Origin of the sequence: Alistipes ihumii AP11 (assembly GCF_025144665.1) — a bacterium.
Classification (GTDB): Bacteria; Bacteroidota; Bacteroidia; order Bacteroidales; family Rikenellaceae; genus Alistipes_A; species Alistipes_A ihumii.
The window spans coordinates 14197-26943 of record NZ_CP102294.1; the positions used below are offsets into that span (position 1 = coordinate 14197).

The 12747-nt window shown below is 58.8% G+C and carries 10 protein-coding genes; 8 read left to right on the forward strand and 2 right to left on the reverse strand.

The features are described from left to right. The first annotated feature begins 303 nt into the window (after positions 1-303). Positions 304-558, forward strand: coding sequence for a hypothetical protein (locus NQ491_RS00065; protein ID WP_019245419.1), 255 nt, complete (start codon positions 304-306; stop codon positions 556-558). An 83-nt stretch (positions 559-641) separates the two neighbouring features. On the opposite strand, the gene NQ491_RS00070 is transcribed toward NQ491_RS00065, so the two are convergent. Next, positions 642-1949, reverse strand: a complete 1308-nt coding sequence (locus NQ491_RS00070) for a mechanosensitive ion channel family protein (protein ID WP_019245418.1) — start codon at positions 1947-1949, stop codon at positions 642-644. A gap of 280 nt (positions 1950-2229) precedes the next feature. Between NQ491_RS00070 and secDF the strand changes: the two genes are divergently transcribed. The 5 genes from secDF (at position 2230) to NQ491_RS00095 (ending at position 10353) form a co-directional block, all read left to right on the forward strand. After that, the gene (secDF, locus tag NQ491_RS00075; RefSeq protein ID WP_019245417.1) at positions 2230-5238 is read left to right on the forward strand and encodes a protein translocase subunit SecDF; all 3009 of its coding nucleotides are present in this window, start codon (positions 2230-2232) and stop codon (positions 5236-5238) included. A gap of 103 nt (positions 5239-5341) precedes the next feature. Then, a complete protein-coding gene (gene cdaA, locus NQ491_RS00080) occupies positions 5342-6109 on the forward strand; it encodes a diadenylate cyclase CdaA (RefSeq protein ID WP_232423189.1) in 768 nt (255 codons plus the stop codon). A gap of 336 nt (positions 6110-6445) precedes the next feature. Next, a complete protein-coding gene (locus tag NQ491_RS00085; protein ID WP_019245415.1) occupies positions 6446-6958 on the forward strand; it encodes a copper resistance protein NlpE in 513 nt (170 codons plus the stop codon). Between the two features lie 67 nt (positions 6959-7025). Beyond that, positions 7026-7949, forward strand: a complete 924-nt coding sequence (locus NQ491_RS00090; protein ID WP_026089574.1) for a DMT family transporter — start codon at positions 7026-7028, stop codon at positions 7947-7949. 163 nt (positions 7950-8112) lie between these two features. Continuing rightward, positions 8113-10353: a cation:proton antiporter gene (locus NQ491_RS00095; protein ID WP_019245413.1), complete on the forward strand. Its 2241-nt coding sequence runs from the start codon at positions 8113-8115 to the stop codon at positions 10351-10353. 43 nt (positions 10354-10396) lie between these two features. Here NQ491_RS00095 and tpx read toward each other — a convergent pair whose 3' ends face one another. After that, a complete protein-coding gene (gene tpx, locus NQ491_RS00100; RefSeq protein ID WP_019245412.1) occupies positions 10397-10906 on the reverse strand; it encodes a thiol peroxidase in 510 nt (169 codons plus the stop codon). Between the two features lie 122 nt (positions 10907-11028). Between tpx and ybaK the strand changes: the two genes are divergently transcribed. Together ybaK and mutY are read left to right on the forward strand one after the other, a co-directional pair. After that, positions 11029-11511, forward strand: a complete 483-nt coding sequence (ybaK, locus tag NQ491_RS00105; protein WP_019245411.1) for a Cys-tRNA(Pro) deacylase — start codon at positions 11029-11031, stop codon at positions 11509-11511. 6 nt (positions 11512-11517) lie between these two features. Then, positions 11518-12588 carry an A/G-specific adenine glycosylase gene (gene mutY, locus NQ491_RS00110; protein ID WP_019245410.1) on the forward strand — a complete coding sequence of 357 codons (1071 nt, stop codon included), beginning with the start codon at positions 11518-11520 and terminating at the stop codon, positions 12586-12588. The last annotated feature ends 159 nt before the right edge of the window (positions 12589-12747 follow it).

Consider the following 12747-nt stretch of genomic DNA (forward strand, 5'->3'; position numbering starts at 1 on the left):
TATCTGTTTATTTCTGTTATTACTCAGTTTATCGTTCTGATTTTGTTTTGCTCTCGGATTCTTCAATCTTTATGCCAAGCGGTCCGACAGGGCGATTTTGCGTCTATGCTGTCAGCGAGGGCGCTGCCATTCGGACAAGTTGGCATCCTTCGCTGACATTTCGTCCGATCGGAAACTGTTTTTGCGAAAATCGGACGATACATTTTGAATTTATAATAATTTACCTTAATTTTAAAAGCAGATCGCCATGGCATGAAAATGGAATCGAAATCTTGCATAACTATAAACTAAACCTCAGACGTTATGGTAATTACATTTAACGAGCTGCGTCGTATCAAGGACAAGCTGCCCAGCGGCAGTTCGCAGCGGATTGCCGATGAATTGAATTTGGATGTCAACGTCGTTCGCAATTATTTCGGCGGCAGGCATTTCGATGAGGGAGGGTGCCCGGCAGGGATTCATATCGAAAGCGGCCCGGACGGCGGGGTCGTTACATTGGACGATACGTCCATACTGGAATGCGCGATGCGCATCATAGCCGAAAATGCCGAGGCATAGTAGCCTTCGCACGGAACCGATAGTTTACAGTGGAAGGGGAGCGCATAGCGCTCCCCTTCCACTGCGTTTGTCCGGAGACCGTGTCAAGCCAGCGGAGTTCCGCTTCCGGCTCGTGCGGAAACGTTTGTTGTCGGGGAAAGGCTTCCGAACTCGGAGGCGGAGGGAGCGGCCGGCCGTTGGTATAGCCGCAGTCCGAAAGCGGGCATGACCGCCAGCAGGTGGTTGAGCAGGTCGGCTACCACTTGCTCGTAGACCGGAAACGATTTTTCGGTCGAGAAGCCGTATATTTCCAACGTCAGGCCGTTTTCGTCCCACGGAAGATAACGGGCCAGTACGGGGAGCGAGTGCACGACTTTCGGATGTCGGGCCATGTAGATCTGGGCATAGCAGCGGAACAAGCCGAAATTCGTCCGGCACGGGCTCGTGCCGGTTTGCCGGTCGAGTATTAGCATGGCCTCGGCCAGTTCGGCGATGCGCGGATCGGCGGTCAGGGCCGTAAGCTGCTCCTCCGAAAGCGTCGAGACGGTCGTCGCGTCGATGCGCAGCGGGCGCTTGAAACGCCGTCCGGCGCTCTCCTCCATGTTGCGCCAGTTCGTGAACGACTCCGAAACGAGCGAGTAGATCGGTATCATCGTCATCGTATTGTCCCAATTGCGGACCTTCACGCTGTTGACATTGATTTCGCTGACGACCCCGTCCGCTCCTTTCGACGGCATCTCGATCCAGTCGCCGGGCCTTATCATGTCCTGAGCCGAGAGCTGGATCGATGCGACGAAGCCCAGAATCGTGTCCTTGAACACGAGCGACACCAGCGCCGCCGAAGCTCCCAGTCCGAGCAGCAGGTCCGTCGGATCGCGGCCGATCAGGATCGAGACGATCAGGATGCCTGCGATTATCCATACGACGATCTTGGCCGTCTGTACGTAGCCCCGGATCGATTTCCGGCGCGACTGGGGTTTCGATTCGTAAATGTCGTTGACCGTATTGAGCAGCGCTCCGATCATCAGCGCTCCCACGACCGTCATGTAGACGCGCAGCACGAGCGTGATCGCTCCGATCAGCGCGGGCCCGTACCCGCTGAAGACTGTTCTGACCAGAGCCAACAACCCGCCGGCAGTTGCCAGTTCGATCAGTCGGGGAAAGAATTTGTGCCGTAGCAGATGGTCGTCCCACAGCGTTTCGGTCTTGCTGACCGCATGCCGGATCAGGCCGAGCAGGACCTTCGTCCCGAGCCGGTCCAGTACCCATACCAGCAGGGCCAGTACGGCGAATGTCGCCAGCAGCGTGAAAGCGCTTGCTCCGGCCGGGCTCAGCCCGGTTTTCTGCAAATAGCTTTCGAGCGATTGCAGCAGGAGGAATTTCTCGGTCGGATTCTGTGCGAGTATTTCCATGTCGTCGTTTTTGGGGAAGCTTGCGAGGAATTGTTTCGTTGAATTATGTATTTGTTGCTGATTTGCAATTATATAGTCTGATTTGAAGGACCGCTGCACGGACTTGCGTCTGCAAAGATAACCGCATCGGTCCACGATTCCGAACGTGCGGGATAAAATTAATACGTCGGGATGCCTTTCTGTTGTATTTGGTAAAAAAAATGCGTAGGTTTGCAGACCAAATGCGGATATTGCAGTAAGATAGCCGACAATCGAAACAAAAATAATAACTAAAAACAACATGCAGAATAAAGGTGCACTGAAATTTTTGGCCATCGCTCTCGCGATCGCTTGCGCGTATCAGCTGTCGTTTACGTTCGTTACGCGGCATGTCGAGAAGAAAGCGGCCGAATATGCAGCCGGGGATGCCGTGAAAGAGCAGAATTACCTCGACTCGATCAAGTCCCAGACGGTCTACAACCTCGGTTTCGTCAAGTTCAACTACAAGGAGTGCAAGGAGAAGGAGATCAACCTGGGCCTCGACTTGCGCGGCGGTATGAACGTGATGCTCGAAATTTCGGTCGAGGACGTCGTCCGGGCTCTTTCGAACGACAGCAAAGACCCCGCTTTCAATCAGGCGCTCAAGGAGGCCACCGAGGCTCAGAAAAACAGTACGAGCGACTATATCACGCTTTTCGCCGAGGCATACGAGCGGATCTCGAACGGAGGACGGCTCAGCTATGTCTTCAATACGCCCGAGTTGCGCGAGCAGATCACTCCGAACAGTTCGAATGCCGATGTGATCAAAGTGCTCCGCAAGTCGGCCGACGGCGCGATCGAGAACTCGTTCAACGTGCTCCGCAACCGTATCGACCGTTTCGGCGTTACGCAGCCCAATATTCAGCGTTTGGAGAACTCGGGCCGCATTCTGGTCGAGCTGCCGGGCGTGAAGGAGCCCGAGCGCGTGCGCAAACTGCTTCAGGGTACGGCGAGCCTCGAGTTCTGGGCTACCTATAATAATACGGAGATCTACCCCCTGCTGATGGAGGCCAATCAGGTGATCAAGGACCTGCAGGACGCCGGTCAGATCGCGGGCGGCGATACGACCGCGCGCGAGGTGGCTGCCGTAGACTCGCTTGCTTCGCGTCAGGCCGTCTCCGACAGTACGTCGCTGCTGTCGGCTCTCGACAGTCTGGGACATCCGGCCGAGGCCGAGGACGATGCCGCTCTGGCTGCCCAGTATCCGCTTTTCTCGAAGCTGACGCCGGTCGCCGATCAGCAAGGACGGGTGGGCGACGGGCCGGTTATCGGTCAGGCGCTGTCGTTCGATACGGCGACGGTCAACCGCTATCTGAATCTGCCGCAGGTTAAGGCGTTGCTGCCCCGCGATCTGAAGTTGATGTGGGGCATCAAGCCCGTCGATGTGCAGGAGACGGTCTTCCAGCTTTACGCCATCAAGGCCAATACGCGCGACGGCAAGGCTCCGCTCGACGGCGGCGCGGTCGTGAGCGCTCACGAAGGATATGCGCAGCACGGATCGAGCGCCGTGGTTTCGATGACGATGAATGCGTCGGGAGCCCGCACATGGGCCCGTATGACGGCCGATAACATCGGTCAGTGCATCGCCATCGTGCTCGACGGCTACGTCTATTCGGCTCCCGTGGTCAATCAGGAGATTACGGGAGGTCAGTCGGAGATTTCGGGTCACTTCACCATTACCGAGGCCCGCGACTTGGCCAATGTGCTCGAGTCGGGCAAGCTGCCCGCTCCGGCGCGCATCACGCAGGATACGGTCGTCGGTCCTTCGCTCGGACAGGAGTCGATCAATTCGGGTATGTTGTCGTTCATTCTGGCATTCGTGCTCGTGCTTCTTTATATGATCTTCTTCTACAACAAGGCCGGCATGGTGGCCAGCATCGCACTGATATGCAACCTGTTCTTCCTGTTCGGCGTGCTCGTCTCGTTCGGAGCCGTGCTGACGCTGCCCGGTATCGCCGGTATCGTGCTGACGATGGGTATGGCCGTCGACGCCAACGTGATCATTTACGAGCGAGTCAAGGAGGAGTTGCGTATGGGCAAGACGCTGAGCGTCTCGGTGGCCGAAGGATACAAGAACGCCATGTCGGCCATCATCGACGGTAACGTCACGACGCTGATCACCGGTATCGTGCTGTTCGTCTTCGGTACGGGTCCCGTTCAGGGTTTCGCTACGACGCTGATCATCGGTATCATCACGTCGCTGTTCACGGCCATCCTGATCACGCGCCTGATTTTCGTCGGCATGCTTTCCCGCGAAAAGAAGATCACGTTCTCGAACCGCCTGACCGAGAATTTCTTGGCTCATACGAAATTCGACTTCATCGGCAAGCGGAAAATCACCTATATCATTTCGGGCGCGTTCCTGCTCGTTACGCTCGTCTCGCTCGCCGTGCGCGGTATGAACTACGGCGTCGACTTCTCGGGAGGCCGGGCTTATGTCGTGCGTTTCGACCATAACGTGACCGCCAACGAGGTGCGCGACGCGCTGAGCACCGTTTTCGACGGCGCCGATGCCAACAGCAGTTATGAGGTGAAGCAGTTCGGGCCCGAGAACCAGATGCGCATCGTTACTCAGTACAAGTACGACGACGCGGGCGACAACGTGACGGCCGAGATCGACAAGATGCTTTACAAGGCTTTGGCTCCGCTGAACGACGAGTCGCTGACCGAGGACGAGTTCGTAACGACGGCGACCAATCCGGTGGGCATCATCAGTTCCGACAAGGTAGGTCCGAGCGTGGCCCACGACATTAAGGTCAATTCGGTGATCGCCGTGCTGTTCAGCCTGCTGGCCATCGCGCTTTACATCATTATCCGCTTCAAGCGCTGGCAATGGGGCGTCGGCAGTGTGATCTCGCTGGCTCTCGACGCGCTGTTCACGATCGGACTGTTCTCGCTGCTGCACGGTATTCTGCCTTTCAATCTCGAGGTCGATCAGTCGTTCATCGCGGCCATTCTGACGATCATAGGCTACTCGATCAACGACAAGGTCGTGATCTTCGACCGTATCCGCGAGTACCAGACGCTCTATCCGAAACGCAATATCCGGGAGAATATCAACAACGCGATCAACTCCACCTTGTCCCGTACGATCAACACCTCGGGCACGACGTTGGTCGTACTGCTGGCGATCTTCCTGTTCGGCGGCGAGGTGATCCGCGGTTTCGTGTTCGCGCTGCTGTTCGGCGTGCTGATCAGTACCTACTCGACGGTATTCACGGCTACTCCGATCGCTTACGACCTGATCCGCAGGGACCGGAAGCAGGCTTAGCTTTACGCGTGAGGGAAACGAACGAAACGGCCGCTGTTTTTGCAGCGGCCGTTTTGTTCTTTTTATTATCTTTGCTTCCGATATGGGCTTCGGATTTTTAAATATGACGCTGATCGACGTGATCGACATTTTTGTCGTTGCGTTGCTGATGTTTCAGATTTACCGGCTGACGCGCGGCACCAACGCGCTGCGCATCGTGGCGGGCATTCTGATCGTCTATCTGTTGTGGATCGTTGTGCGGGCTCTCAAGATGGAACTGCTGAGCATGATACTCGGTCAGGTGATCGGAGTCGGGGTCATTGCGCTGATCATCGTTTTCCAGCAGGAGATTCGGCGTTTTTTGTTGTTGCTCGGCACGCAGTACACCAATCGCCGGCACTCGTTCATGAGCCGGATATTCCGTCCCCGGGGCCGGGGCGTGAACGTCGTGGGGCAGGAGTGGATCGAAACGGTCGTCGAGGCCAGCGCCGATATGGCCCGTACGAAAACCGGTGCGCTGATCGTTATCGCGCGTGCCGTCAATCTGCTTCCGATCATCGAAAAGGGCGAGAAGATCGACGCGCTGATTTCGGGGCCGCTGATCAAGAACATCTTTTTCAAGAATTCTCCGCTGCACGACGGAGCGATCGTCATTGCCAACGGACGGATCGCTGCAGCCAAGTGCGTGCTGCCGTCGACCGAGCGCGAGGTCCCGATGGAGTTCGGCATGCGGCACCGCGCAGCTCTCGGCGCTTCGGAGGCGACCGATGCGCTGGTGATCGTCGTATCGGAGGAGCGCGGATCGATCTCGATCGCTCGTAAGGGACATATCAGTCAGGATATTACTCCCGCTCATCTGCGCATTCTGCTTCGTAAGGGACTTTCCGTTTGACAGTTATGACAGTTCGGGACGGCCGTTTTTTCGACGATGTCGGTTCGTGCGGGCGGTACGATATGAGATGCAGCTCCTCGGGGGAATGGGGCCTCTTTTGCGGGAGGACAATGCAGAAATCGGGCGGCTATGTGCCGCGAGTTGCCGCAATCGGTTGTCTTTCCGCGCTTAAGAATTCGGCGGCGGTCGTTTGGAAGGTTTTTTGCAGAGGTGCCGATCGTAAAGCCTGCCGGCGATCGGCGTGCCGGAGACGGAGAGCCTCGGCGGGCGACGGACTGCTTTTTCTGCCGGACGACGTGCGAACGCCCGGCGATTGATCAATAAAAAACAAAAGCGATGAAAAAACAATTGGTTACCGCCAGTCTGCTGGCACTGCTTGCCGCTTCGTGCGGCCATCGGACGGATCGCAGTACCGCCGCGCCCGATTCTTCGAAACCGGCTGCCGCCGCTTCGGCTCAGGCTACCGATACGGCAGCTCTCGGTCCGGAAATGCTGCGGACCTACGAAGGTCTTCTGCCCGCTGCCGACGGGCCCGGCATTCGCTATGAACTGACGCTTGAGAACCGCGAGCACAGCGGCGACGGGACCTACCGTTTGGCCATGACCTATCTCGAGGCCGAAAACGGACGGGACACCACGTTCTTTTCGAGCGGCCGATGGGGTACGCTGCGCGGTACGGACGACGATCCTGACGCGACTGTTTACCAGCTCAATATCGGCGATACGACGCTCGAGCAGATCAATTTTCTGAGCTATCCCGACAGCCTGATCATGCTGGGCGCGGATATGAAGCGGGCCGAGTCGAAACTCAACTATACGCTGAAGCTGGTTTCGTCCGTCGAGCGGTAAAACGGGGCGAGCGGAGCGCATCGAATCCGGATTTTGAATACCTTTGCGTGTCAAATTCGGACAGGCGATGGAAGACCGTAATATCCGAGGCCATGCGGCCATGTTGGGGGTGGGCGTGATTTTCGGCTTGCTTTCCCCCGTCTCCAAGGCATTGCTCGATTCGGGGCTTATCAGTCCTGCGGGACTGATGATGACCCGTACGGCGGGCGCAGCGGCGGCATTTTGGACCGCTTCGTTGTTCGTGCGCCGCGAGCCGGTCGCGTTGCGCGACCGGCTTTCGCTCTTTTTCGCGGCCCTGCTCGGCATCGTGCTCAATCAGGGTTCGTTCATTCTGGGGGTGTCGATGACCTCGCCGATCGACGCGTCGGTCGTTACGACGACGGCGCCGATTTTCGCCATGATTATCGCGGCGCTCTATTTGCGCGAGCCGATTACCGGCATGAAGATAGCCGGTGTGGCTATCGGGGCGGTCGGGGCGCTGATGCTGATCCTCTCTTCCCCGGCGGCGGCCTCCTCCGGCAGCGGCTCGATCGGCGGCGATCTGCTGTGCATGTTCGCGCAGTTGTCGTACGCTACTTATTTCGTCGTCTTCAAAGGTTTGATCGGTCGTTACGGGCCGGTTACGCTGATGAAGTGGATGTTCCTTTTCGCAACGCTTTGCTGGTTGCCTTTCGGGGCGGAGGATTTCGTTTCGACTCGTTGGCAGGCGTTCGGGTGGCGGAATTTCGCCGAGGTAGGTTTTATCGTGCTCGGGGCGACGTTTCTGACCTATCTGCTGTTGCCTGTCGGACAGAAGAACCTGCGCCCGACGGTCGGCTGCATGTACAATTACCTGCAGCCGCTGGTTGCCTCGCTGGTCGCCGTTCTCGCGGGTATGGACCGTTTCACGACGATCAAGGCGGCGGCCGTCGTGCTGGTTTTTGCCGGGGTTTATGCCGTGACCCGGAGCAAATCCAAGGCTCAGATGGACGCCGAGGCATCCCGGCGGTAGTTTCCGGCGGTTTCTCTGCGATTCGCGTCGCTTTCGCGAGGGGATGCGACCGAGAAAAAAGGGACTTTTCCGACTTCCCCGAAGGGTTGCCGGTGAGAACGGCCCTTTCCGTTTTTCCTGAAAAATTTTATCTTTGCGTTATCTATCCGATCCTGCTGAAAAGATGAACGGCTCCAAGCGCAACTATATGATATACGGGACGATGCTCGCCGTGTTCGGGCTGCTGATGTGGTGGGTCGTCCGGATGGGAGAAGCCTACGATACGTCCGACGTGGTTGCCGTGCGGCATGCGGACTCGTCGGTCGATCTGTTGCGCGAGACTTTGGCGTCGAACCTGACGCACCCGGTGCCGCTGCTGCTGTTGCAGATCATAGCGATTTTGGTTGCCGTCAGGATCTTTTCCTATCTGTTCAAGTATCTCGGTCAGCCCGGCGTGATCGGCGAGATCGTGGCCGGAATCGTGCTGGGGCCTTCCGTGCTGGGCCATTTCTTTCCCGGCGCGTTCGAGTTCCTGTTCGAGCCGTCGTCGCTCGTGCCGCTGAACGTGATCAGCCAGATCGGCCTGGTGCTGTTCATGTTCGTGATCGGTATGGAGCTCGATCTGGGCGTCGTGCGCCGTAAGGCGAGCGAGACGCTCGTCATCAGCCACGCGAGCATTATCGTGCCGTTTTTTCTCGGGCTGGTGCTCGCATATTGGGTCTATCCCGAGTTCGGGGCGCATCACGCTCCTTTCCTCTCTTTCGCGCTGTTCATCGGCATATCGGTCAGCATCACGGCTTTTCCCGTACTGGCCCGGATCGTGCAGGAGCGCAACCTGGGCAAAACGCCGATGGGAATGCTCGCAATCGCCAGCGCTGCGAACAACGACGTGACGGCGTGGTGTCTGCTCGCGGCCGTGATCGCCGTAGCCAAGGCGGGAGACGCGGTCGGCGCGCTCTATACGATTGCCCTGACGGCCGTTTACATCCTGTTCATGTTCTGCCTCGCGCGCCCGTTCCTGCGTAAGATCGGCGAACTGTATAACAAGCGCGAGACGGTGGGCAAGACGCTCGTGGCTTTCATTTTCCTCGTGCTGATCCTTTCGTCTTACATTACCGAGGTACTCGGCATCCATGCGTTGTTCGGCGCTTTTCTGGCAGGAGTGATCATGCCCGACAACCTGAGTTTCCGGCGCGTGATGACCGAGAAAGTCGAGGATGTGGCCGTCGTGCTGTTCCTGCCGCTGTTTTTCGTTTTCACCGGCCTGAGGACCGAAATAGGCTTGCTCAATACCCCCCATCTGTGGGGCGTCTGCGCGCTGTTCATCGTGATGTCGATCGCAGGCAAATTGCTCGGCGCTACGCTGTCGGCGCGGGCCGTCGGCGAGTCGTGGAAGGACAGCCTGTCGATCGGCGTGCTGATGAACACGCGCGGACTGATGGAGCTCATCGTGCTCAACATCGGTTACGAGATGGGGATCATTCCCGGCTCGCTGTTCGTCATATTCGTGATTATGGCGCTGTTCACGACCTTCATGGCCACGCCGCTGCTGTCGCTGATCGAGAAGCTGTTCGCCCGCGAGTCGCGCGCGAAGCGGCCGGCGATCCACCGCTATCCGCGTATTCTGATCTCGTTCGCCAATCCCGAGAGCGGCCCGGTGTTCCTGAAATTGGTCAATCTGCTTTACGGCCGCATGATCGGCGGCGCCAAGGTGACGGCCGTGCACTATACGATCGGGACCGATACGAGTCCGTTGAACGCCTACGACTATTCCAAAGGCAGCTTTGCCCCGCTGCGTGCCGAGGCCGACCGACTCGGACTCCGGATCGATACGCGCTACCGGGTGACGGACCGTTATGTGGAGGATCTGCGCTCGCTGGCCATGCGCGAGCATTACGATTTCGTACTGACGGGAGCGGGGCCCAGCTTCATCCGCAACTATCTCGGACCGGTGCGCCGCACGCCGCTTGCCGGGGCCGAGTACCGTGTCGGCGGACTGTTGCGCCGGCGCAACTGGCTCTTCCCCGAGGGGCTTTCGCCCGATAAGAGCCGTATTCTGTTTCAGAGCATTCCCTGCACGCTGGGAGTGTTCGTCAATCGCGGCATCGGGACGGTGACCCGTGTCGGCGTGATGCTGGGCGGCCCGGACGACCGGATGCTGTTGCAGTATATCCGGACTGCGGCCGAGCGGATCGAGGTCGAGCTGATGTCGGTCGATCCGGAGCTGGATTTGGCTTCGGAAATGACGCCGTCCGGGCGTCTGACCCTGTGCGGGCCGGGCACTCCGCTCGAGCGCTGCATCGAGGGCAAGCAGTTGGTCGTCGTGAGCTACGACGCATGGAACCACCTGATTCGGTACGCTCGTCCGCTGCTCGATGCCTTGCCTTCTTTCGTGATCGTCAAGCCCCGGCAGGACGCGCGGTAGCTTTGTGTCTGCTCAGCGGGGACCGACCCCGACTCCCGCGTTTCTATTTCAGTTCCCTGACGGCTTTCAGCGCCGCATCGTAGTCGGGCTCGTTCTTGATTTCGGACACGTATTCGATGTATCGGACGATTCCTTTGCGGTCCACGACGACGACGCCGCGACCCAGCAGCCGCAGCTCCTTGATGACGAATCCGTATTTCATGCCGAAATCCAGGTCGCGGTAGTCCGAGTAGACGCGGACGTTGTCGATGTGCTCGGCCGCGCAGAAGCGTTTTTGAGCGAACGGCAGATCGACCGACAGCGACAGGATGACGACGTCTTTGTCGAGCCGGGAGGCTTCGCGGTTGAAGCGGATGTTCTGCAACGCGCAGACGGATGTGTCCACGGACGGAAATACGCTTATGATCATTGTTTTGTCCTTGAATTGCGTCGAGGCCACCGGTTGCAGATTCCCGTCCAGTACCTCGAAACGGGGCGCGCGGTCTCCCGGCAGCAGATGCGTGCCTACGAGCGTTACCGGTTGTCCCCCGAAAGTGATTTTCCAATTGTCCATAACGAAGATTTAAAAGGTTTTATGCATCGGACGACATGCAACTTTAGTACCGGAATGCCGCTGCCGTTTTTCTTTCCCGAAGCAATGCGCTATCTTCGCCGAAGAAAGGAGGGCTTCGACGCATGGGAGAGAAAGTGAGCAAGACGAATGCGGCCCGTTTGCTGGACCGCGCGAAAATTCATTACGAGCTGATCCCCTACAGGGTGGACGAGGACGATCTGGCAGCCGTCCATGTGGCCGAGCAGCTCGGCGAGCCGATTGAGCGCGTGTTCAAGACGCTCGTGCTGCGCGGCGACCGGACGGGCGTTCTGATCTGCGTCGTGCCGGGCGACGCGGAGGTCGATCTGAAGGCGGCGGCCCGCGCATCGGGCAACAAGAGCGTCGAGATGCTGCACATGAAAGAACTGCTGCCGACGACCGGCTATATCCGGGGCGGCTGCTCGCCGATCGGGATGAAAAAGTCCTTTCCGACCTATATCCATTCGACCTGCCGGCTTTACGATTCGATCTACGTCAGCGCCGGCGTGCGCGGATTGCAGATTCGTATTGCGCCCGACGACCTGATCGGTACGACGGACGCATCGGTCGTCGATCTGACAGTCTGAGCGTATATGCGTCCGATGAAACAGACCAGCGACATAAGCGCCGTTCTGATCGAATGGTACGGCCGGCATTTCCGTCCGCTGCCTTGGCGCGAGACGTCCGATCCGTACCTGATCTGGCTGTCGGAGGTGATCCTGCAGCAGACCCGCGTGGCGCAGGGCCTCGACTATTTCCGCCGGTTCGCTTCGCGTTTTCCCGACGTGCGTTCGCTGGCCGCCGCGACCGAGGACGAAGTGCTGAAGCTGTGGCAGGGGCTGGGCTATTACAGCCGGGCCCGTAGTCTGCATGCGGCCGCCCGCCGGGTGGCGGAGCGTTTCGACGGCGTTTTCCCGACCGGTTACGACGACGTGCGCTCGCTGCCCGGCGTGGGCGACTATACGGCCTCGGCAGTCTGCTCGATTGCCTACGGCCAGCCCTGCGCCGTGGTCGACGGGAACGTCTATCGCGTATTGTCGCGCCTGACGGACGCCGATGTGCCGACCGATACGGCTGCCGGAAAGCGTTATTATGCCGAACGGGCCCGCTCGCTGCTCGACGAGTCGCGTCCGGGCCTGCACAATCAGGCGGTCATGGAGTTCGGCGCGTTGCAGTGCGTGCCGGCGAACCCCGACTGCGAATGTTGTCCGTTACGCGACCGTTGTCTTTCGCTGGCTCGCGGCACGGTGGCCGACCGTCCTCCGAAGCGGGAGAAAAAGGCGGCGGTCCCCCGTTACTTCAATTATCTGCACGTTCGTTGCGCCGGCTCGACGCTGCTGGCGAAGCGGACCGGCCGCGATATCTGGCGCAATCTGTACGAGTTTCCGTTGATCGAGACGCCCCGGGCGGTCGATTTCGGCGAACTGCAGCGGACGGCTCGGTGGCGGGAGTGGTTCGACGAGGCGGGGGATGTCCGCGTTTCGGGCATGCTCCCGATGCCCCGGCATGTGCTGTCGCACCGTGTGATCCATGCCTGTTTCTATCGGGTCGACCTGCCGACCTGGCCGGCAGGATTGTCGTCCTTTCTGAAAGTTCTTTCGTCGGAAATATCCCGTTACCCTGTCTCTCGACTGACCGAGCTTTATCTGGAGCGAGGGGAGTGAGCTTGCCCGAGGCCGGGGAGGGTGCGCCTGCCTTATGCCGGCATGTCCGATGAGATGGCCGTTCCGTCATGTCGGAGGCGGGCGATCCGAGTAGGCGATGCCGGCGGCGCGCGGTTCCGTTTGAGACGGGGGCTTTCCCTTGCTGCTCATCTGCCGTTC

Excerpts from the sequence above, each read along its gene's own strand:
- NQ491_RS00065 (WP_019245419.1), top strand. The coding sequence starts at position 304 with ATGGTAATTACATTTAACGAGCTGCGTCGTATCAAGGACAAGCTGCCC.
- NQ491_RS00070 (WP_019245418.1), bottom strand. The coding sequence starts at position 1,949 with ATGGAAATACTCGCACAGAATCCGACCGAGAAATTCCTCCTGCTGCAA.
- secDF (WP_019245417.1), top strand. The coding sequence starts at position 2,230 with ATGCAGAATAAAGGTGCACTGAAATTTTTGGCCATCGCTCTCGCGATC.
- cdaA (WP_232423189.1), top strand. The coding sequence starts at position 5,342 with ATGACGCTGATCGACGTGATCGACATTTTTGTCGTTGCGTTGCTGATG.
- NQ491_RS00085 (WP_019245415.1), top strand. The coding sequence starts at position 6,446 with ATGAAAAAACAATTGGTTACCGCCAGTCTGCTGGCACTGCTTGCCGCT.
- NQ491_RS00090 (WP_026089574.1), top strand. The coding sequence starts at position 7,026 with ATGGAAGACCGTAATATCCGAGGCCATGCGGCCATGTTGGGGGTGGGC.
- NQ491_RS00095 (WP_019245413.1), top strand. The coding sequence starts at position 8,113 with ATGAACGGCTCCAAGCGCAACTATATGATATACGGGACGATGCTCGCC.
- tpx (WP_019245412.1), bottom strand. The coding sequence starts at position 10,906 with ATGGACAATTGGAAAATCACTTTCGGGGGACAACCGGTAACGCTCGTA.
- ybaK (WP_019245411.1), top strand. The coding sequence starts at position 11,029 with ATGGGAGAGAAAGTGAGCAAGACGAATGCGGCCCGTTTGCTGGACCGC.
- mutY (WP_019245410.1), top strand. The coding sequence starts at position 11,518 with ATGCGTCCGATGAAACAGACCAGCGACATAAGCGCCGTTCTGATCGAA.